The organism is Nocardia sp. A7 (assembly GCF_046549215.1).
In the GTDB taxonomy this organism is placed as follows: domain Bacteria; phylum Actinomycetota; class Actinomycetes; order Mycobacteriales; family Mycobacteriaceae; genus Nocardia.
In genome coordinates this window covers 135,205-155,832 of sequence record NZ_JAJPWE010000006.1, presented here as the reverse complement: position 1 = coordinate 155,832, position 20,628 = coordinate 135,205, and the positions used below count along the sequence as shown (strand labels likewise).

The window sequence follows — 20,628 nt, the reverse complement described above, 5'->3', positions numbered from 1 at the left end:
CCCCGGCACTAGGCGTGGCTGGTCGCCTCCGGGTAGGCGACGGGTAGCCGACCTTGGCGGCTATCTGCTCCCCATGATACGAGTTCGATCGGTGGCGTACCACCTACTCGGTCATAACTAAGCGGTCATGTCGCGGCCACGACTCGGCTGCGGGAGGTTCTTAGCCGCGGCTACCAGCGCATCGTCGACGTCGTAGAGGAACGCGCCCACCCGTGAGCAGAACTCGTCAGCTTGCGTATCGGTGATCGCACGGTCCAATCCGGCCTCCAGCGCGGCCCGTAATTGCGAGTGCGCCTCGAAGTAGTCGGCCCACATCACGAACTCCGGACTGGCGCGTCTCAGTAACACCCACGCGCTGCGCGATCGCGCGCGCGGCGCCCGATCGGCGCCCGTGAGCGCGATCATGGAGCCCGCACCACGCAGCGCGGCCAGGTACGCGGTGCGGAACCGCTCCCCCGGTTCGTGCTCCCAGGCGGAATCGGTGAGCAGCGCATCGGCCTGGCGTAGTAGTCCGCCTGCGCGCCCGTCGTGGCCCGCGCGTGCTCGACCATCGTTGTGACCAGCCATCTGCTGCCCCTTTCGCCCCTCGCACTGATCGAACTGACATTCGAACGTTTGAATTGAGATTGAATATAGGGACACCCACCGACAACTTCGGCGCGTCCGCGCCCATCGACGAGAGCCATGACAGCCGTCAAGCCGAATCACACCCCCGCCCCCGTCATCGTCGACCTCAGCGTCGCCGCCCTGCGCGCACGCCTGCACGACGCCCTGTCGGTCTATGTGGCCGCGATGGATTACCCCCGTGGCACCGAGCACCACCGCGCCCCGATGTGGACCGAACACACCACCAGGGCAGGCTGGCGGGCCGTGGCCGCGGTGCTACCAGACGATGCGGGCGGCGTCGACCTGCGCACCGCGCCGATGCTGGCGATCGCCTACGGCTACAGCGGCGCCCCGCGACAGTGGTGGCATCAGCAGGTGCAGACCGGGATGCGCCGCTGCGGGTGGCCCGATGCCGCCGCCCGTGACCTGCTCGCCGACTATTTCGAACTCACCGAGCTGCACGTCCACCCGGCCGCGCAGGGGCGCGGCATCGGAGCCCGACTGCTGGCTCGGCTGCTGGCCGACCGCGCCGAGGCCGCCGTGCTGCTGTCGACGCCGGAGGTTCCGGAAGAGGCGAACCGGGCCTGGAAGTTGTACCGGCGGGCCGGATTCACCGATGTGGTCCGCGATTTCGTGTTCGCGGGCGACACACGGCCGTTCGCCATCCTCGGGCGCAGGCTGCCGATGCCACCGGCGGAACTATGACGACGGTGGTGGTCGGATCCGGCCACAACGCCCTGGTCGCGGCCTGTTATCTGGCGCGTGCCGGGCAGCGGGTGCAGGTACTGGAGCGCGATGAGGTGCCCGGTGGAGCGGTGTCGACGGTGGAGCGGTTCCCCGGCCATCTGGTCGATCGAGGTTCCTCCGCGCACATCATGATCCGGCACACCGGGATCATCGAGGAACTCGAGCTCGAGCGGTTCGGATTGCGCTATCTCGACTGCGATCCGTGGGGGTTCACGCCCGCCGACGGCGTGCGGCCGCCGATCGTGTTCCACCGTGATCTCGACGAGACGTGCGCGTCGATCGCGGCGGCGTGCGGTGTCAAGGACGCTGACGCATATCGCGGGTTCGTCGGGGTGTGGGGCGAGCGCAGCGCGCGGGTGATGCGGTCGTTCGGTGGGCCGCCGACGCCGGGCCGACTCGTCCGCTCGTTCTGGGGGCTGGACGCGCGGGCAGGCGGATCGGCGCTGTCGCGGGAGTTCCTGCAGTCCGGCGACGCACTGCTGGACTTCTGGTTCGACGACGAGCGGCTCAAGGCCTCGCTGGCGTGGTTCGGTGCGCAATCGGGTCCGCCGATGTCGGAACCGGGCACGGCATCGATGGTCGGGTTCGCCGCGCTCATGCACACTTTGCCGCCCGGGCGCGCGGTGGGTGGAAGTGGGGCGCTCAGCGCCGCGTTGATCGCACGCCTGCGGGCCGACGGTTGCGAGCTGCACACCGGTGACGCCGTCACCTCGTTGCGCCGGTCCGGCGGCGGGTGGCAGGTGCGGACCGAGTCGGGCCGGACCCTGCACGCCGACACGGTGATCGCGGGCTCCCACATCCTCTCGACGCTGGACCTGTTGCGCGCGGGTGATTTCGACCCGGCGCTGCTCGACGACTGGCAGCGCCGCATCCGAGTCGGCCCCGGCATCGGCATGGTGGTGCGCCTGGCCACCGACCGGCTACCCGAATACCCCGGTGCCACCCCCGCCGAATCCGCCCGTGGTCTGCAGTTTCTCGTCTCGGACCGCCACCAGCTCCGGCTGGCCCACGGTGCCGCGCTGGCCGGTTCGCTGCCGCCACGCCCGGTGGTGCTGGCGATGAGTTTCAGCGCGCTCGACCCGTCCATCGCGCCCGCGGGCGAACATCAGCTGTCGCTGTGGGCGCAGTGGCATCCCTACGAGCTGGCCGACGGCAGCGACTGGGCAGCACACGCCGAGCCGGAGGCGGACCGGATCATCGCCGAAGTCGACAGGTACGCACCGGGTTTCGCGTCGTCGGTGCGTCAGCGATTCGTGCAGACACCGGTCGACCTCGAACGGGAGATGGGCTTGCGCGGCGGCAATGTGATGCACGTCGAGATGTCGCTCGATCAGATGATGCTGTGGCGACCGCTGCCCGAGCTGTCGGATCAGCGCGTCCCCGGCGCTCCCGGCCTGTATCTGACCGGCGCGTCCACCCATCCCGGCGGCGGTGTGTCCGGAGCCAGCGGTCGCAGCGCGGCTCGATTGGTTCTCGGCGATCGCCGCAAGCCTCGATTACGACTGCTACGCAAGCAATGAGAGCCTGTTCGTCGCATCACCGACATCCGCTCCCCACGCTCCGCGGTTGGTTGCGCAGTGATCCGTACCGTGCGATTCCCGCTGTCACCGCCATGGCGCTGGTGCTCGCGCAGATCGCCTACCCGTTGAGCGCGGGTGCGGCGCGCGACCGGATCACGGTTGCCGTCGTGGTGCTGTCGACCACGATCGCCTTGTCGCACGCGGCGACGACTCGCGGATCGCGGTGGGCTCTCGGCTTCTTCGTCATCGTGTCCGGGCTGGGACTCACCGCCGAAGTCGTCGGCACCGCGACCGGGTTCCCCTTCGGCGACTACGCCTATGCCGTCGATCGGCTCGGGCCCGCGTTCGCCGATGTCCCGCTGGCGGTGCCGTTGGCGTGGACCGGCGGGCTGTACCCGATCTGGGTCGTCGCGAGCGTCCTGGTGCCGGGCAGGCACCTGCGACGCGTGTGTCTGTTCGTCCTCGGCGCGGTCGGCTGGGATCTGTTCCTCGATCCGCAGATGGTCGCCGACGGTCAGTGGACCTGGTCGGTCACCGACGCCGGACTCCCCGGTCTGCCCGAGATCCCGTACACGAACTATCTGGGCTGGGCGCTCGTCGCCGCTGTCATGGCGGTGCTGCTCACCCTGCTCGATCGGCTGCTCGCGCCACCGCGTGATCCGTCGGTGGCGGTCCCGGTCGCGGTGTTCGGGTGGACCTGGCTCGGATCGGCCCTCGCGCACGCGGTGTTTCTCGGCCTCCCGGCGTCGGCGATCTGGGGTTTCTGTGGTTTGGGCGTGCTCGGGATCCCCCTGATCTTGCGCGCGTCGGACCGGCGACGCCCGTTCTGAGCGGCCGACCCCGCCGCGAAAATGCCTGATCGGCACGGGTCGGCGGCGAGCGGTGGGCCCGTCGGGTGGGCTCTCGGGCCTGAGCCTGGCACGATGTCAACCGTGCAGCAGAGTCCCGTCGCCGACATGCCCGCTCCTTCGCCGCGTCGTTTCGTGCCCGCGCGGCGCGTAGCCGCCGTTGCCGTCCTGCTGGCACTGCTCGTGCCCGCGCTGGCGGGGTGCCTGCGGGTGCAGGTGTCGATGGGGGTGTCGTCCAACGACCGGGTGTCGGGTCGGATCGTCGCCGCGGTGGTGCCGACCGGGCCCGAAGACAAAGGTCCGCAGCTGAAAGCGCCGGAGCAACTGGCGGCGAAGGTGCGGGTGGAGAACTACAACCAGGACGGTTACGTCGGCACCCAGGTGTTCTTCGACGATCTGTCCTTCGGCGAGGTCGGCCAGCTCGGTGGGCTGTCGGATCAGACGCAGGGCATGTTCACCCTCACCTTTCAGCGCAGTGGTGACCTGGTGAGCCTCACCGGCCGGGTCGATCTGGAATCGGTGCCGCCGCACGGCTCGGACGTGCAGTTCTCCATCGCGTTCCCGGCCCGCGTCGCCAAGACCAACGGCACCCGCGAAACCGCCAACAGCGAGAACACGGTGTCGTGGAAGCTGCCCGCCGGTGAGGTGTCGACCCTGCGCGCCGAGGTGAAATACGCCGACCCCAACACCCGCTCGTTCGCGGGCTGGGCGGGCATCGTCGGCGGCATCACCCTGGCGGTGGCCGCACTGGTCGCCGGGCTGGCGTTCCGTGATCGCAACCCCGCCCCGCCGCACGCCCCACGTGGCGGGTTCTCCCCCTCGGAGATGTGGCGCGACATCTCCAGTCGCCGACTGGGCCGCTGACATGGGCGCGGCCACCCGCTACCTGACCTGGACGGGCACCGGCCTGGCCGCGCTCGGCGCGACCACCGCGGCCTACAACCTGGCCACCCTGCGCACCCTGCCGCGCGGCGTCGCGGGCGTGATCGAGCCCGTCACGGTCTGTGTGCCCGCCCGCGACGAAGCCGAGCGCCTACCCGCGCTGATCGGCGACCTGCGCGCCCAGACCGGCGTCCCCCGCCTGAACGTGCTGATCCTCGACGACGCCTCCACCGACGGCACCTACGACGTCGCACTGGCCGCGATCGCCGGCGACGAGCGCTTCACCGTGCTCCGTTCCGCCGCCAACCCCGCTCCCGGCTGGACCGGCAAAGCCGCCGCGTGCGCCCGCCTGGCCGCCCGCACCGACGCGGCCGCCCTGGTGTTCATCGACGCGGATGTGCGCCTGGCTCCCCATGCGATCGCCGCGGCGGTCACCGAATTGCGTCGGCGCGAAGCGGGTTTGGTTTCGGTCTGGCCGATGCAGGAAGCGGGTTCGACCACCGAATACCTGGTCCAGCCGCTGCTCGCCTGGTCATGGGCCTCGACCCTGCCCGTCGGCCCCGCCAACCACAGCCTGCGCCCGTCCACCGCCGTCGCGTGCGGGCAGTTCCTGGCCGTCGACGTCGAGGCCTACCGTGCCGCAGGCGGCCACGGGGCCGTAGCCGCCAGTGCCACCGAAGATCTGGACCTGGCGCGGGCGGTGCGTCGAGCAGGCCACCGCACCGCCCTGGTCACCGCAGGGCAGGCCGCGAGCACCCGCATGTACACCGGCACCACCGAACTCACCGACGGATACACCCGTTGGCTCTGGTCGGCTTTCGGCGGCCGCCGCGACACCGGTGCCGCCATCGGAATCCTTGCTGCCCTTGCCTATTGGATCCCCCCACTGGCCGCCCTCTGCGGTCGCGGCCGCACCCGCCGCGCAGGCATCCTCGGCTACCTGGCGGCCATCACCAGCCGCCTCACCGCCCGCACCATCGAAACCCGCCGCCGCCCAACGAGTTCCGACCTCATCTCAGCCCTGGCCCACCCCGTGGCTGTAGCCAACTATCTGACCCTGTGGACCCGCTCCCACCACCGCCACCGGACCGGCCGCCTCCGGTGGAAACAACGGCCTCTGATCACTCCCGACGACCCCGTCGCCCGCCGCGCCTGAGGACTGTTCCCGGTCGGCCGACGCTCCAGGACTCAGTCGACCTCGGTGATGCCGACGGTGGGAAAGAAGAAGCAGGAGCGGCCCGCGTTGTCGGTGGTGCCGAAGACCGCAGCCAACACGGTCCCGCGGCCGGTGTCGACGGGGACCGCGCGCACCCCGCCGACGGGGATGGCGGCGAAGAGGAAGTCGCGGATGGCGGTTTCGGCGAGGGGGCGCAGTTCGGCGGGGACCTCGGGCGGCACCATGGCGCGCACGATGTCGGCGATCGGGCCCATCGAGGCCATGCCACCGCGGCCGGTGCTGATATTGAGCCAGGCCACCTGCATGCCGGAGGTCTTCGTGGCGGCGGTGTCGGGGGCCAGGCCGTAGGGCAAGAAGGTGAACAGGGTTTGGCCGGACTTCACGGCGGAGAGGTCGAGACCGGGGATCGGGAGGGTGTTCGCCGGCCACGGGCCCGGCACCGCGCCCGCGACGGCGGGGACAAGGCCCGCGCCGTCACCGGTGCAGTTCGCGGCGACCGTGGGGTAGAGGAACGGCTGGATGCCCATGGCTTTCAGCGTCTCGACGACCGTTTGGTAGGCGCCGAGGAGATCGCCCGGTCCTGCGGCGGGCGTGGCGTTCGGGGCGTCCCTGGTAACGGCGGGCGCCACCGGCGCGACCGGTTCGGCGGCGGCGAGTGGCGCGGCCAGCAGCAGCGCGGCGGCGCAGGCCGTCAGCGCGGTCAGTGTGGTGGAACGGCGCGGCACGATCACGACGTACTCCTCATCGACGCAGAGAAAGCCGACGCTACCGCGCGCAGTGGGTGAATCCCGGCAGGTGAGGTTACCGACCGTTCGGCGCGTCGCCAACTCGCAGCGAATCCACCGAGCACGCCGAACCCGGGCAATTATGCCGGTGCCTCCGGCCGGTTCCAAGCTCTGCGCTCACGCTGATTTCTACCGTTGTGCGCGGTCACACCTGTGCCACATGCTGATTCAGCTCGGGCCCAACCGCCAGGGCACAACCATCCAGAGCGACCGAGAGACCTGGCTCTACGACGTCGCAGCAACCCGCCCGCTCGAGGGTGTGGGTGCTTCTGCCGGGATCGATGGAGGAGTTTCGTGTTGACCGTGGGATATCGCCGCCGACATATCGACCAGTGCCGGGTGACCGCAACGGCCTGTCGGGCCTGAGCGCCGCCAGATCGTGAGCCCGTAGCTGGCCGGGTGGAGGTCACTGTGCCTCGTTCCACTGTTTTCGCGAAGGACTCCCATGACCGCGTCCGCCGTCTCCGACGCCGAGACCGCCCCGCCGGGCGACGCGCCGCCCACTGCGCCACTGTCCGACGACCTTCCCCGGATCGCCGGCTCGCGGCACCCGTGGCGGTGGGTCGTCGCGGCGATCGCGCTGCTGCTGGTGGCCCAGTTCACGCACGGTCTGATCACCAATCCCGGCTGGGACTGGGGCACTTTCGCCCAGTACTTCACCGCGAAATCGGTGCTGGCCGCGCTGCGAGTGACGATCGAGCTGACCCTGTGGGGCACCGTCCTCGGATTCGCGATCGGCACGCTACTGGCCATCGGGCGGGTGTCGAACAATCCCGTGCTGCGGGTGATCGCCTGGACCTACATCTGGGCATTCCGTTCGATCCCACTGATCGTGCAGCTGCTGTTCTGGTTCAACATCGCCTACCTGTATCCCCGCCTGTCCGTTGGTGTTCCGTTCGGGCCTGCGTTCTTCGATTTCGAAGTCAACGGCGTCATCAGCGGTTTCACCGCGGCGGTGATCGGCCTGGCCCTTCATCAGGCCGCGTATTCAGCCGAACTGATCAGGGCGGGGTTACTCGCCGTCGACAGTGGTCAGCTGGAAGCGGCTGCGGCGCTCGGGATTCCGCGCTGGCGGCAGTTCCGCACGATCGTGTTGCCGCAGGCGATGCGCTCGATTCTGCCGAACGCCGCCAATGAGGTGATCAGCCTGTTCAAGGGCACCTCGATCGTGTCGGTCATGGCGATCGCCGAGCTGTTCTACCAGGTCCAGGTGATCTTCGGCCGCAACGGCCGGGTGGTGCCGCTGCTGATGGTGGCCACAGCCTGGTACATCGTGCTCACCACCGCGCTGACGATCGTCCAGTTCTACGTCGAACGTCACTATGCCAAGGGCGCGCAGCGCGAGTTGCCGCCGACACCGTGGCAGCGGGTCCGCGCCAAGGTCTCCGAGATCGCCGTCGCACCCCGAGGAGCCACCCGATGACCCCAGCGGTGCAGGCGAGGGGAATTCGCAAGTCCTACAACGGCACCGAAGTGCTGCGTGGCGTCGACCTGGCGGTGCGTACCGGCGAGGTCGTCGCGTTGATCGGCCCGTCCGGCTCGGGCAAGTCCACCTTGCTGCGGGTGCTCAACCACCTCGAGGCACAGGACGCGGGCACCGTGCACGTCGACGGTGCGCTGATCGGCTACCGGCAGCGCGGCAACACCCTGCGCCCGCTACCCGACCACGCGGTGCGCGCCCAGCGCAGCCAGATCGGCTTCGTGTTCCAGCAGTTCAATCTGTTCCCGCATCTCACGGTCCTTGACAACGTCGTGCTCGCCCCGGTCGCGGCACAGCGGCGGCCGCGCGGCGAGGTGCTCGCGGAGGCGAAACAACTCCTCGACCGGGTCGGGCTCGCCGATTTCGCCGACGCCTACCCGCGCAGGCTCTCCGGCGGCCAGCAGCAGCGCGTCGCCATCGCGCGAGCCCTTGCCCTGAAGCCGCGCCTGATCCTGTTCGACGAGCCCACCTCCGCGCTCGACCCGGAACTGGTCGGCGAGGTCCTCGCCGTGATCCGCGATCTCACCGTCACCGGCACGGCCCTGGTGATCGTCACCCACGAAATCGGGTTCGCCCGTGAGGTCGCCGACACGGTCGTCTTCCTCGACGAAGGACAGATCGTCGAACAAGGCGACGCCGCCACGGTCCTCGACCACCCCGACCATCCACGCACGCAGGCATTCCTGTCGCGCGTGCGCTGAGTATCCCTTCCCACGACAGGTTTCGACACTGATGAAACTTTCCACACTGATCGGCATCATCTCGGCGACGATGCTGCTCACCACCGGATGCACCACCGATCCGGAATTCGCCGAGACCGTCCAGGCGGGTTCGGTCACCTTCGACCTCTCGCCCACCCAGGAGGGCAGGGTGCGGGTGGCGAAGGTCGACGCGATCGCCGCCGAAGTGCCGCAGGCCATTCGCGATCGCGGCACGCTCCTGGTCACCGGGTCGGGCGGTGCCGCGCCGCCGCTGCGGTTCTATGCCACCGACGACAAGACCGTGGTGGGTTCCGAGATCGACTTCGCCTCGCTGGTTGCCGACATCCTGGGCCTGAAACTTGTTCCGCAGGTGGCGGATTGGTCGCAGAACTTCGTGCGCGTCGATTCCGGCGAGGTGGACGCGTTCATCTCCAATGTCACGGTCACCGAGGAACGCAAGGAGAAGTACGACTTCGCGACCTACCGCAAGGACAATGTCGCGCTCGAGGTGCCCAAGGACAGCTCGCTAGTCTTCAGCGACCGAAAGAGTCTGGTGGGCAAGCGAATCGGCGTGGGTGCGGGAACCAACCAGGAACAGCTACTGGTGAAGTGGAACGAACAGAACGTCGCCGAAGGGCTGGCGCCGATCGACATCGCCTACTACCAGCAGGTCACCGACTACTACCTCGCACTCGCCTCGAAACGCCTCGACGGCTACATCGGCCCGAATCCGACGGGCATCTATCACTCGACGACCACCGGCGAAACCAAGATCATCGCTACCTTCTCCGGCGCCGGCGAAGCCCTCCAGGGCGAGATCGCGGTGCTGTCCAAGAAGAACAGCGGGCTCAACGCGGCCGTACACAAGGCGCTCGCCCATGCCATCGCCGACGGCAGTTACCAGAAAGTCCTCGATCGGTGGGGCCTGGATTCGGAGAAGGTCACCGAATCGCGGATCAACCCACCCGGTCTGCCGAAAAAGCCTGCCGCATGAGGTCGTTCGAGAAGCCAGGAGTACGCGCATGAAATTCCTGCTGATGACGCTGATCACCCGCGTGCCCGATCCGGTGACCGGCGTGGTGCCGAGTACACGCGATCGCCTGCGCGAGGTGATCGACCAGGCAAGGCGCGCCGAGGAGTTCGGCTACGACGGGTTCGCTGTCGGTGAGCGGCACGAAGATCCGTTCCTCTCGGCCGCTCCCCCCGTGGTGCTGAGCCATATCGCGGCGGTCACGTCGAGGATCAGTCTGTTCACGGCGGTCACCACCTTGAGCCTGCTCGATCCGGTGCGCGCGTTCGAGGACTACTCCACCCTGGACAACCTGTCCGAGGGCAGGCTCGAGCTGATCATCGGGAAGGGCAACGGCGCGGCACAGGCGCAGCTCTATCACGTCACCACCGAGGATCAGTGGGAGCGCAATCGTGAAGGGTATGAGCTGTTTCGAAAGCTCTGGGACAGCGACGAAGTGACGTGGTCGGGACAGTTCCGGCCCTCGATCACCGCGGCCAAGGCGTTGCCGCGACCGCTACAGCCGCGGTTGCGGATCTGGCACGGCAGCGCGACCAGCAAGGAGTCGGTGGAACTGGCCGCGCGCCACGGTGATCCGGTGTTCTCGGCCAATGTCACCAATCCGATCGAGCCGTATGCCGAGCTGATCCGCCACTATCGCGAACGGTGGGCGCACCACGGGCACGATCCGGCCGATGCGCTCGTCGGCGCGGGCACGGCGGGCTTTCACGTCGCGCGGACCTCGCAGGAGGCCGTGGCGGTGTTCCGCCCGCTCTTCGAGGCGCGGACCTCGCTGCAGCGCAAGGTCGGCAATCCCGTCGTGTTCGAGACGATCGAAGATTTCGTCGCCCGCTCGTCGGCGCTGGTCGGCAGCCCGGAGCAGGTGATCGACAAGGTCGGCCGCTACCACGAGCAGTTCGGGCACGAGGTGATCCACCTGTCCGCCGAACGTGACGGCCGCACCGAATCCGACTATCTGGACAGTCTCGCACTGTTCCAGGCCGAGGTGGCGCCCGAGCTGCGCCGCCGCATTCCCAGCCGTCCCCTGGCCACCGGCCGTGAATTCTCTGGAGTTATCTCGTGATCCGACATCGTCTCGCTGCTCTCGCGGGTGTGCTCGCCGCCGCTACCACGGTGGTCGCGTGCGGCGCCGACACCGGGGGCACCGATGGACAGGCCGGTCCGCCGCAGCCCGGCGGCACCTTGCGCTACGGGCTTTCCGGCGCGCCGACCTGCTCGGACCCCGCGCAGTCGGGCACCAACCAGACCATCTATGTGGCCCGCCAGATCGTCGACTCGCTCACCGATCAGGACCCGAAGACCGGCGCGATCACCCCGTGGCTGGCCAAGAGCTGGGAGGTCAGTGCCGACGCCAAGGTGTTCACCTTCACGCTGGCCGACGGGGTCACCTTCAGCGACGGCACCGCGCTCACCGCCGACTCGGTGCGCGACACCTTCGACGCGATCGTCGAGCTCGGTGCCGCCAAGGCGCAGTTGGGAGCCAGCTACCTGACCGGCTACGTCGGCACGACCGCGGTCGACAAGCTCACCGCCCGTGTCGAATTCAGTGCGCCCAACGCCCAGTTCCTGCAGGCGTCCTCGACCGCGCAGCTCGGTATCTTGGCGCAGTCCACCAATGCCAAACCGGCCGAGGCCCGGTGCGCGGGAGACAACATCGGCAGCGGGCCGTTCACCTACGCCTCCTACAAGCAGGACACCTCGGTGACGCTGGCCAAGCGCGCCGGATACAACTGGGGCTCCGCTGTTTTCGGCCACCAGGGTGAGGCGTATCTGGATCGGATCGAGTTCACCGTCGTTCCCGAATCGGGTGTGCGCACCGGCAGCCTGGCGTCGGGCCAGCTGGACGCGATCAGCGACGCGCTGCCCCAGGACGCTCCACAGATCGAGGCCGTGGGCGGTCGGGTCCTGTCGACCTCCAACCCCGGCACTCCGTTCGGCCTGCAGGTCAACGTGACTCGTGGCCCGCTGCGTGATCCGGCGGTCCGACAGGCGCTGCTCCCCGCGATCGACCGCAAGCAGCTCGTCGAGACGGTGCTCGGTCCGCAGTTCAAGCCGGCGACCTCCAGCCTGGCATCGGCCACTCCGGCATATCTGGATCAGTCGGCGCGCCTGGCCTACGACCCGGCCAAGGCGAAGTCGATCCTCGATCAGGCGGGCTGGGTGCTCGGCGCGGACGGCGTGCGGGCCAAGAACGGTGAGCGACTGAGTTTCGCGGTGACGTTCAGCCAGGTGTTCGCGGGCAATCAGTCGATTCTCGAGCTGGTCCAACAGCAACTGCGCCAGGTCGGGGTGGACCTGAAGCTCGATCTCGTGTCCACCCCGGAGGCCATCGCCAGGCAGAACGCCAAGGATGTCGACGCCGGTTACGGCAACTCGACCCGCGCCGACGGAGATATCCTGCGCACGTCGTTCGGCCTGGCCGGGCGCAATATCAACGCGCGCGGCCCGATCCCCGAGCTCGACGCGACCCTCGACCGGCAGCTCGCCACCAACGATCCGGCCGCCCGCGCGGAACTGCTCGCGAGCGCGCAGCGGCAGGTGCTCGACAACGGGCTCTACATCCCCACGATCGAGCTGTCGCAGGCGATCGGTGCGGCCGCGCACACCCAGGATCTGAAGTTCGAGGCCTCGGCGCGACTGCAGTTCTTCGACACCTGGTTGAGCGGGCACTGAGATGAGCGGGCTGGTCGGAAGTCTGCGGCGTGTCGGCTCGGCGCGCGGTGTTCGGCGCGCGGCCGGACGGACAGACTTCGCACGGTACGTGGGTTCGCGGATACTGCAGGCGATCTGGGTGCTGTGGGCGGCGTTCACGATCTCGTTCGTCGTGCTGTATCTGCTGCCCGCGGATCCGGTGTCGATGGCGGCCGACAACGCGGGCACCGGCGCGCCGGTGGACCAGGCGGCGATCGCCGAGCTGCAGGCTCGCTACGGCCTGGACAAGCCACTGTGGGAACAATATGTGACCGCACTCGGCAATGCCGTCACCGGCGATCTGGGGCGATCCATCAACACAGGTCAGCCGGTGACCGAAGCCCTCGGTGACGTCATCCCGGCCACGCTCGGATTGGCCGCTCTCGCACTACTTTTCGCGATCATCGGCGGGACGGCCCTCGCGTTCGCCGCTACCTATACGCGGCGGCCGTGGCTCCGCAACACCTTGAGTACGCTACCGCCACTGGGTGTTTCGGTGCCGACATTCTGGACCGGTCTACTCCTGTTGCAGCTGTTCTCGTTTCGACTGCACTGGTTCCCCGCCTTCGGTGGGACCGGGCTGCGCGGAACGCTACTGCCCGCCCTGACGCTGGCCTTGCCGATCGGTGCGGTGCTCGCCCAGGTCCTCGCCGCCGGGCTGGAACACACGTGGCGTCAGCCGTTCACCGATGTGGCGCTGGCCAAGGGGGCGTCGCGCTGGTGGGTGCAGCGCCGCCACATCGCCCGGCTGGCGAGCGTGCCCGCGTTCACCATCGCGGGTGTGCTGGTCGGCACGATGTTGGCCGGGTCGGTGGTGGTGGAGTCGGTGTTCGCCCGCGCGGGCGTCGGCAGGCTCACCCAGACCTCCGTGCTCAACCAGGACATCCCCGTGGTCCAGGGGGTGGTGCTGCTCTCTGCCCTGATTTTCGTTGGCGTGAATCTGGTGGTCGACCTGCTCTATCCGCTACTCGATCCGCGCATCACCGGTACGCGGCGCAGTCGCCCGGTGCAGACGCGGGCCGACGCGGCTGTCGATAGTGCCCCGCCGCTCGCTACTGCCGCCGCATCGCCGCCATCTGCCCGGACTCGCACCACTGATACAGAAGGGAGCGACCATGGTTGACGTTCTTGTGCGCCGCGAGAGAGTCGCCGAACAGCCCAGTGCGGCATCCGTTGTCGCACGCGGTGCACAGGTGTTGCGTTGGACGCGCGGGCACCTGGGACTCGCGCTCTCCGGTGTCGTACTCGTGATCGCCGTCGGGTGGGCGGTGGCGCCGACGGTGTTCGCCTCCGGTGACCCGCTGATCGGCGTGCCCGCGCAGAAGTTCCAGGCGCCCAGTGCCGCGCATTGGTTCGGCACCGACAATCTCGGGCGCGACCTCTACACGCGCATGGTGCACGGTGCGGGGCTGTCGCTCACCGCGACACTCACCGCGGTCGGGATCGCGCTGGTGGCGGGGTCGTTGCTCGGGCTGCTGTCGGGGGCGGCGGGTGGCATCGTCGACACCGCGATCATGCGCGTGGTCGATGTGCTGCTGTCGATTCCCTCGCTGCTGCTCTCGCTCGCACTCGTGACCGCCCTCGGCTTCGGCACCCGCAATGTGGCACTCGCCGTTGGTATCTCGCTGATCGCGAACTTCGCGAGAGTGATGCGCTCGGAGGTGCTGCGGGTGCGGCACGCGCCCTATGTCGAGGCCGCGCACGCTTCCGGTGTGCGCTGGTACGCGGTGCTGACTCGGCATGTGCTGCCGAATTCGTTCCAGCCCGTACTCGCTTTGGCCGCAGTCGAATTCGGTATGGCCGTGCTGGCCGTGTCCTCGCTCAGTTTCCTCGGCTACGGCACCAAACCGCCCACCCCCGAATGGGGTTCGCTGATCTCGGAGGGCCGCAACTTCCTCGCTTCGGCCTGGTGGCTGACCACGCTGCCCGGCCTCGTGATCGTCGCCGTGGTGTTGTCGGCCCAGCGTCTCGGCCGCTTCGCGGGAAGGAGCGCATCATGACGCGCGACTCTCCGAACAGCACTCCCGGCCCCCTGCTGCGAGTGGACGACCTGCACATCGCCTACCAGGTCGGCGCGGGCACCGTCACCGCGCTTCGTGGTGTGTCGATCGAGGTGGCGCGAGGAGAGGTCGTCGCCCTCGTCGGGGAATCCGGGTCAGGGAAGTCGACGGTGGCGCACGCGGTGATCGGGCTGCTCGGCGCGTCGGCACGCATCACCTCGGGCGGGATCGAATTCGATGGTGAGCGGGTCGATCCCGACGACGAGAAGACGTTGCGGCGACTGCGGGGCGCGCGGGTGGGGTTCGTGCCACAGGATCCCGGCCTGTCGCTGAATCCGGTGCTGCGGGTGGGCGATCAGGTGGCGGAGGCGCTGCTGGTGCATCGACTGGCCGATCGGCGCGGGGCAGCATCGCAGGCCCTCGACCTGCTCGAGGAAGTCGGCTTGGATCGGCCGGAGGTGCGGGCCCGGCAGTATCCGCACGAGCTGTCCGGCGGGCAGCGGCAGCGGGTGTTGATCGCGATCGCGCTGGCGTGCGGGCCGGAGTTGATCATCGCGGACGAGCCGACCAGTGCGCTCGACGCGACGGTGGCGCGGCAGGTGCTCGATCGACTGGCCGAGCGGATCGCGGCACGGGGCACGGCCGTACTGCTGATCACCCATGACCTGGCCGTGGCCGCCGAGCGTGCCGATCGGGTGGTGGTGCTCGAACAGGGCAAGGTCGTCGAATCCGGTGCCACCGCACAGGTTCTGGCCCGTCCGTCGCAGCCCTACACTCAGCGACTGCTGGCCGCGTCCCCCGCGCTGTCGCCCACCCCGTTCCGTCGGCCGCGTGCCAGAGCGGACACACCGTTGCTGTCCGTTCGTGCCCTGCACAAGCGATTCCATGCGGGCGCGGGCTCGATCACCGCCGTCGATGACGTGGAGTTCAGCCTCGATCGCGGCGAAACACTCGCGTTGGTCGGCGAATCCGGTTCGGGCAAGTCGACCACGGCTCGCATCGCGTTGCGCCTCACCGATGCCGACAGCGGGACAGTCACCTTCGACGGCCACAACCTCACCAGTGTCCGGCGAAAGCGTCTGCGCGCGCTCCGTCAACGGTTCCAGGTGGTGTACCAGAACCCGTACTCCTCGCTGGATCCGCGATGGGATGTCGCCGACATCATCGCCGAACCCCTGCGGGCCTATGGCGTCGGCGACCGCACCGAAAGGGTCGCCGAACTACTCGAACAGGTCGCGCTCCCCGCGGATTTCACCGAGCGCAAGCCCGCGGAACTGTCCGGCGGACAACGACAGCGGGTGGCGATCGCCCGCGCCCTGGCTCTGCGCCCTGACCTGCTGGTGCTCGACGAACCGGTCTCCGCGCTCGACGCCTCGGTGCAGGCGCAGATCCTCGACCTGCTCGACGCCCTGCAAACCGAACTCGCGCTCGGCTACCTGTTCATCTCCCACGACCTGGCCGTGGTGCGCCGGATCAGCGACCGGGTGGCGGTGATGCGCCACGGTCGCATCGTCGAAACCGGCTCCACCGCAACCTTGTTCACCGATCCTCAGCACCCCTACACCAGGGAGTTGCTCGCGGCGATCCCCGCGCCGGGCACCCGGATCGATCCCCTCGACGGAAAGGACCTCACCCGATGAGCAAGCCACTGTTCCTCGGCATCGAAACAGCGGGCACCGGAACGCATCCCGCGTCCTGGCGGCGCGCCGATTCCCGTGCCGAAGACCTGTTCACCGCCGACTACTGGACGGCCGTGGTCTCGTCGGCCGAGGAGCTCGGGTTCGATGCCGTCTTCCTGCCCGACTCGTTCGGCATCCAGTCCGGAGGTGCGGCCGCGACCCGCGGCAGGCTCGACGCCGTCGCGATCGCCGCCCGCACCGCCCCGCTGACCAACCGCATCGGCCTGATCCCCCAGGTGCCGGTCACCCACACCGAACCGTTCCACGTGTCCAAGGCCGTGACCGCGCTCGACTTCGCGAGTCTCGGTCGCGCGGGGTGGGAGGTGAGCGTCTCCACGGCCGACGCGAAGGCGTTCGGGCGCAAGGCCGTGCAAACGCCGAAGTCGCTGTGGCACGAGGCCGACGAAGCAGTCGAGGTGGTGACCCGGCTGTGGGACAGCTGGGAGGACGACGCCGAGATCCGCGACGTCCCCACCGGCCGGTTCATCGACCGCGACCGCCTGCACTACATCGACTTCATCGGCGAGAACTTCTCGGTCAAGGGCCCGTCGATCACCCCGCGTTCGCCCCAGGGACAACCGATCGTCACGGTCCGCGCCGACACCCCCGAATCGACCGAAGTCGCCGTCCGTCGCGCCGACCTCATCCGCATCACCGCCCCGGATCTCGCCACCGCACGCGCCCGTCGTATCGCCCTGCGTGCCGCCATCGCCACCGCGGGCCGCGATCCCGACAGCGTGCGGATACTGCTGGATCTCGTCGTCCAGCTGGACGATTCGGCCGATGGAGCGCAGGCAGCGGTACGGGAGCTCGACCGGTGGGCCGAACACGCCGAGACGCCCACAGCGCGCCGACCCAGCACGGCACCCACCTGCGAGGCGGAAACCACCCGGCTCCGTCATGTGGGCACTGTCGCCGGACTCGACGAACTGCTCGCGGAGATCGCGCGGTCCGGGATCGCCGACGGAGTGGTTGTGCGGCCACTCGCCCTCCAGTCCACCCTGACCACACTCACCGCTCACCGGCGAACAGTCCGCCCACCGGCGACCACGCCGAACCCTCGACCCGAGACCCTGCGCGATCGCCTCGGCCTCCCCCGCCCCGCAAGCCGATACGCCACGACAGGAGCAGCGCAGTGACCTCGAAACCACGTAAGCAAGTCCACCTCGCCGCGCACTTCCCCGGCGTCAACAACACCACCGTCTGGGCCGATCCGGCGTCGAAATCGCAGGTCGATTTCGTGTCCTTCGAGCATCTGGCGCGCACCGCCGAACGCGGCCTGTTCGACTTCTTCTTCCTGGCCGAAGGGTTGCGGCTGCGCGAGCATCGTGGACAGATCCACGACCTGGATGTGGTCGGCAGGCCCGACACGTTCACCGTGCTCAACGCGGTGGCGGCGGTGACCGAACGGCTCGGGCTGGCAGGCACCATCAACAGCACCTACAACGAACCGTTCGAGGTCGCCAAGCAGTTCGCCTCGCTCGATCACCTCTCCGGCGGCCGGGCCGCGTGGAACGTGGTCACCTCCTCGGATGCGTTCACGGGTGCGAACTTTCGGCGCGGCGGCTACCTCGAGCACAGCGAACGGTATCGGCGTGCGGAAGAGGCGGTCGCCGCGACGAGGGCGCTGTGGGACAGCTGGCCGGCCGACTCGCTGGTGATCGATCGCGAGCGTGGTGTCTTCGCCCGCGAGGTTCCCGAAACGACCTTCCGCAGTACACAGTTCGACTTCGCGGCGCCTTTCGTTGTGCCACCCAGCCCGCAGGGGCACCCGGTGTTGTTGCAGGCGGGCGATTCCGACGAAGGGCGTGAGTTCGGTGCGAAGACCGCCGATGCGATCTTCACCGGACACGGCACCCTCGAGGCGGGCCAGAAGTTCTACGCCGACGTCAAGGACCGATTGGCGAAATACGGTCGCGCACACGGTGACCTGCTGGTTCTGCCCGCGGCCACGTTCGTCCTCGGCGACACCGCCGACGAGGCGAACGAGCGTGCCCGCGCCATCCGCTACCAGCAGGTGAGCCCACAGACCGCGATCGCCTTCCTCGAACAAGTGTGGGGCCGTGACCTTTCCGGCTACGACCCCGACGGCCCGCTGCCCGAGGTCGATCCCGACGCCGCGGCCGAGATCACCCGGGGCCGGGTCAGGCACACGAAAGACCCACTGGCCGTCGCGAAAGCGTGGCGCGAGCAGGCAGCGGCGGAGAAGTTGAGCATCCGCGAACTCATCATCGAGGTCACCGCCCGCCAGCAGTTCATCGGCACGCCCGCCCAGGTCGCCGATCAGATCGACCACTACGTGCAGTCCGATGCCGCCGACGGTTTCATCCTCGTCCCGCACCTGACCCCCGCCGGACTCGACGAATTCGTCGACAAGGTTGTTCCCGCACTGCAGGAACGCGGCAGTTTCCGCACCGAGTACACCGGCACCACCCTGCGCGACCACCTCGGTCTGCGTCACCCCCACCACCACACCGTCGCCGAAGGAGCACGCGCGTCATGACCATCACTGTCGAGAACCTCAGCACCACAACCACATTCGCCGACAAATGGTCGCGCTGGCACGACGCCCGCGAGGACGGACTGCGCGACCCCCTCGGCTGGCTCAGCCTGGCCGGGCTGCACTGGCTCACCGACAGCCCGCAGCGCCTGGACGGCGTCCCCGGCACCTGGTGGGTCACCGACGAGAAGGTGTTCATCACTGCCCAGCCCGCCGACCGGCTCGATGTGGACGGCGAGCGGATCGCCGGCGTGCGGATCGTGACGCCCGGGGAGGGCGCGCCCGGGGTGAGCGTGCTCAACGAGGAGAAGGTCCTCGAAGTGATCCGGCGCTCCGGGCAGTTCGCGGTGCGCGTGCACGATCCGGCCGCGCCGACACTGACCGCGTTCACCGGCGTCGCGGCCTATCCGGCCGACCCGCGCTGGGTCGTGACCGGGCGGTTCACCCCGTTCGGGCAGGCGCGCACCGTCACCACGGGCGCCGTGGTCGACGGGCTGGAGCACCACCACAGCGCCGCGGGAATCATCGAATTCCAGCTCGGTGACAGCCATGAGGCGCTGGTCGCCTTCGGCAACGCCGACGACCTCAAGGTGCTGTTCACCGACGCCACCAGCGGCGTCACCACCTACCCGGCGGCCCGCTCGCTCGCCATCGGCGCGGTCGAGGCCGACGGCACCGTCACCCTCGACTTCAACCGGGCCGTGAATCTGCCCTGCGCGTTCACCGACTTCGCCACCTGCCCCGTCGCGCCACGCGAGAACAGGTTGCGCGTGGCGATCGAAGCGGGAGAACAGGATCCGAAGCTATGAGCGTTCCACTGTCGATTCTCGATCTGTCCCCGATCAGCGAAGGGACAAGTGCCGCACAGGCATTGCGTAACACCATCGACCTGGCTCGCCATGCCGAGCAGTGGGGCTACCGCCGATACTGGTTGGCCGAGCACCATTTCGTGTCGGTGGCGAGTTCGTCGTCGCTGACGCTGCTCGGGCTGGTCGCCGCGGCCACCTCGCGCATTCGGGTCGGTACCGGGGCGGTGCAGGTGGGCCATCACACGTCGGCTTCGATCGTGGAGGCGTTCGGCACCGTCGACGCGTTGCATCCCGGTCGGCTCGATCTGGGTCTGGGCCGGTCCGGGCACCGGATCAGCCAGTTCGGTGCGGCAGCGGCGACCACCAAGGGCGGGCATCCCGTGCTCGACACGGTCACCGGGCGCACCGAGGTCCGCGACGGCGTGGTGGTGCCACCGCCTTTCGATCCGCGCCGGGTCACCGACCGCTCGAAGTTCCTCGCTTCGGCCGAGGCGCTGCAGCTTCCCGGTGCGGAGCCGCTGGACTTCGCCGACCAGGTGGCCGAGGTTCAGGCGCTACTCGACGGCCGCTACTTCACCGCCGATGGTGTTGAGCTGCACGCTGTTCCGGGTGAGGGTATCGACGCCGAGCTGTGGTTGTTCGGCAGTTCGGCGGGCGAAAGCGCCGAACTGGCAGGCGCGTCGGGGCTGCCGTTCGCGGCTGCCTATCACGTCGCGCCGGGTACGGCGCTGGACGCGGTCGCGGCATATCGGGCGGCATTCCGGCCGTCGGAGATGCTGGCCGAACCGCACGTCATCGTGTCGGCGGACGTCGTGGTCGCAGCCGACGACGACACCGCCCGCCACCACGCGAGCACCTATGGACACTGGGTCCACAGCATCCGCAGCGGTGGCGCGGCCGAATACCTCGACCCCACCACAGCTTCCCCCCTCACCGCGGACCAACGCCGTCTCGTCGACGACCGCCTCGCTTCCCAGATCGTCGGCTCCCCCACCACTGTGGTCGAGCGCCTCGACGCCCTCCAGAAGGTCACCGGCGCGGACGAACTCCTCATCACCACCATCACCCACCACCACGCCGACCGCCTCGAATCCCATCGCCTGCTGGCCGACGCATGGGGTTTGCGAGCCGCCCGCGCCGCCTGACCGCGCCGACCAGCTCGAGGGTGCGTGC

General features: G+C 68.9%; 19 protein-coding genes and 1 riboswitch. Of the genes, 17 read left to right on the top strand and 2 right to left on the bottom strand.

Features of this window, described 5'->3' with window-relative positions:
* Positions 1-117 precede the first annotated feature (117 nt).
* Positions 118-567, bottom strand: a complete 450-nt coding sequence (locus ACLJPD_RS29590) for an SAV_6107 family HEPN domain-containing protein (RefSeq protein WP_410876484.1) — start codon at positions 565-567, stop codon at positions 118-120.
* Between the two features lie 117 nt (positions 568-684).
* Between ACLJPD_RS29590 and ACLJPD_RS29585 the strand changes: the two genes are divergently transcribed.
* The 5 genes from ACLJPD_RS29585 to ACLJPD_RS29565 all read left to right on the top strand — a co-directional run bounded on the left by ACLJPD_RS29585 (position 685) and on the right by ACLJPD_RS29565 (position 5,759).
* Entirely contained in the window at positions 685-1,311 is a 627-nt protein-coding gene (locus ACLJPD_RS29585; protein ID WP_410876483.1) for a GNAT family N-acetyltransferase, read from the top strand.
* Positions 1,308-2,873: a phytoene desaturase family protein gene (locus ACLJPD_RS29580; RefSeq protein ID WP_410876482.1), complete on the top strand. Its 1,566-nt coding sequence runs from the start codon at positions 1,308-1,310 to the stop codon at positions 2,871-2,873. The genes ACLJPD_RS29585 and ACLJPD_RS29580 overlap by 4 nt, the downstream gene beginning before the upstream one ends.
* A gap of 92 nt (positions 2,874-2,965) precedes the next feature.
* On the top strand, positions 2,966-3,703 hold the full coding sequence (locus tag ACLJPD_RS29575; RefSeq protein WP_410876563.1) for a carotenoid biosynthesis protein: 738 nt from the start codon (positions 2,966-2,968) through the stop codon (positions 3,701-3,703).
* Between the two features lie 126 nt (positions 3,704-3,829).
* The gene (locus tag ACLJPD_RS29570) at positions 3,830-4,585 is read left to right on the top strand and encodes an LppM family (lipo)protein (RefSeq protein ID WP_410876562.1); all 756 of its coding nucleotides are present in this window, start codon (positions 3,830-3,832) and stop codon (positions 4,583-4,585) included.
* Between the two features lies 1 nt (position 4,586).
* On the top strand, positions 4,587-5,759 hold the full coding sequence (locus ACLJPD_RS29565) for a glycosyltransferase family 2 protein (RefSeq protein WP_410876481.1): 1,173 nt from the start codon (positions 4,587-4,589) through the stop codon (positions 5,757-5,759).
* Between the two features lie 32 nt (positions 5,760-5,791).
* Here the strand turns inward: ACLJPD_RS29565 and ACLJPD_RS29560 are convergent, their stop codons facing one another.
* Positions 5,792-6,511 carry a hypothetical protein gene (locus ACLJPD_RS29560; protein ID WP_410876480.1) on the bottom strand — a complete coding sequence of 240 codons (720 nt, stop codon included), beginning with the start codon at positions 6,509-6,511 and terminating at the stop codon, positions 5,792-5,794.
* A 248-nt stretch (positions 6,512-6,759) separates the two neighbouring features.
* A riboswitch (SAM riboswitch) is annotated at positions 6,760-6,853 on the top strand.
* A gap of 157 nt (positions 6,854-7,010) precedes the next feature.
* On the opposite strand from ACLJPD_RS29560, the gene ACLJPD_RS29555 reads away from it, so the two are divergent.
* From ACLJPD_RS29555 to ACLJPD_RS29500, 12 genes are all read left to right on the top strand, one after another.
* Positions 7,011-7,988, top strand: coding sequence for an amino acid ABC transporter permease (locus ACLJPD_RS29555; protein WP_410876479.1), 978 nt, complete (start codon positions 7,011-7,013; stop codon positions 7,986-7,988).
* Positions 7,985-8,746, top strand: coding sequence for an amino acid ABC transporter ATP-binding protein (locus tag ACLJPD_RS29550; protein WP_410876478.1), 762 nt, complete (start codon positions 7,985-7,987; stop codon positions 8,744-8,746). Before ACLJPD_RS29555 ends, ACLJPD_RS29550 begins: the two co-directional genes overlap by 4 nt.
* A 31-nt stretch (positions 8,747-8,777) precedes the next feature.
* A complete protein-coding gene (locus tag ACLJPD_RS29545; protein WP_410876477.1) occupies positions 8,778-9,740 on the top strand; it encodes an ABC transporter substrate-binding protein in 963 nt (320 codons plus the stop codon).
* A 28-nt stretch (positions 9,741-9,768) separates the two neighbouring features.
* A complete protein-coding gene (locus ACLJPD_RS29540) occupies positions 9,769-10,839 on the top strand; it encodes an LLM class flavin-dependent oxidoreductase (RefSeq protein WP_410876476.1) in 1,071 nt (356 codons plus the stop codon).
* Positions 10,836-12,449, top strand: coding sequence for an ABC transporter substrate-binding protein (locus tag ACLJPD_RS29535; RefSeq protein WP_410876475.1), 1,614 nt, complete (start codon positions 10,836-10,838; stop codon positions 12,447-12,449). The genes ACLJPD_RS29540 and ACLJPD_RS29535 overlap by 4 nt, the downstream gene beginning before the upstream one ends.
* 88 nt (positions 12,450-12,537) lie before the next feature.
* Positions 12,538-13,590, top strand: a complete 1,053-nt coding sequence (locus ACLJPD_RS29530) for an ABC transporter permease (RefSeq protein ID WP_410876474.1) — start codon at positions 12,538-12,540, stop codon at positions 13,588-13,590.
* Positions 13,583-14,467, top strand: a complete 885-nt coding sequence (locus ACLJPD_RS29525) for an ABC transporter permease (RefSeq protein ID WP_410876473.1) — start codon at positions 13,583-13,585, stop codon at positions 14,465-14,467. The genes ACLJPD_RS29530 and ACLJPD_RS29525 overlap by 8 nt, the downstream gene beginning before the upstream one ends.
* The gene (locus tag ACLJPD_RS29520) at positions 14,464-16,107 is read left to right on the top strand and encodes a dipeptide ABC transporter ATP-binding protein (RefSeq protein ID WP_410876472.1); all 1,644 of its coding nucleotides are present in this window, start codon (positions 14,464-14,466) and stop codon (positions 16,105-16,107) included. Before ACLJPD_RS29525 ends, ACLJPD_RS29520 begins: the two co-directional genes overlap by 4 nt.
* Complete coding sequence (locus ACLJPD_RS29515; protein WP_410876471.1) at positions 16,104-17,285, top strand: LLM class flavin-dependent oxidoreductase; 1,182 nt, start codon at positions 16,104-16,106, stop codon at positions 17,283-17,285. Before ACLJPD_RS29520 ends, ACLJPD_RS29515 begins: the two co-directional genes overlap by 4 nt.
* Positions 17,282-18,649: an NtaA/DmoA family FMN-dependent monooxygenase gene (locus tag ACLJPD_RS29510; protein ID WP_410876470.1), complete on the top strand. Its 1,368-nt coding sequence runs from the start codon at positions 17,282-17,284 to the stop codon at positions 18,647-18,649. Before ACLJPD_RS29515 ends, ACLJPD_RS29510 begins: the two co-directional genes overlap by 4 nt.
* Positions 18,646-19,455, top strand: coding sequence for a DUF1684 domain-containing protein (locus ACLJPD_RS29505; protein ID WP_410876469.1), 810 nt, complete (start codon positions 18,646-18,648; stop codon positions 19,453-19,455). Before ACLJPD_RS29510 ends, ACLJPD_RS29505 begins: the two co-directional genes overlap by 4 nt.
* Entirely contained in the window at positions 19,452-20,600 is a 1,149-nt protein-coding gene (locus ACLJPD_RS29500) for an LLM class flavin-dependent oxidoreductase (protein ID WP_410876468.1), read from the top strand. Before ACLJPD_RS29505 ends, ACLJPD_RS29500 begins: the two co-directional genes overlap by 4 nt.
* Positions 20,601-20,628: the final 28 nt, after the last annotated feature.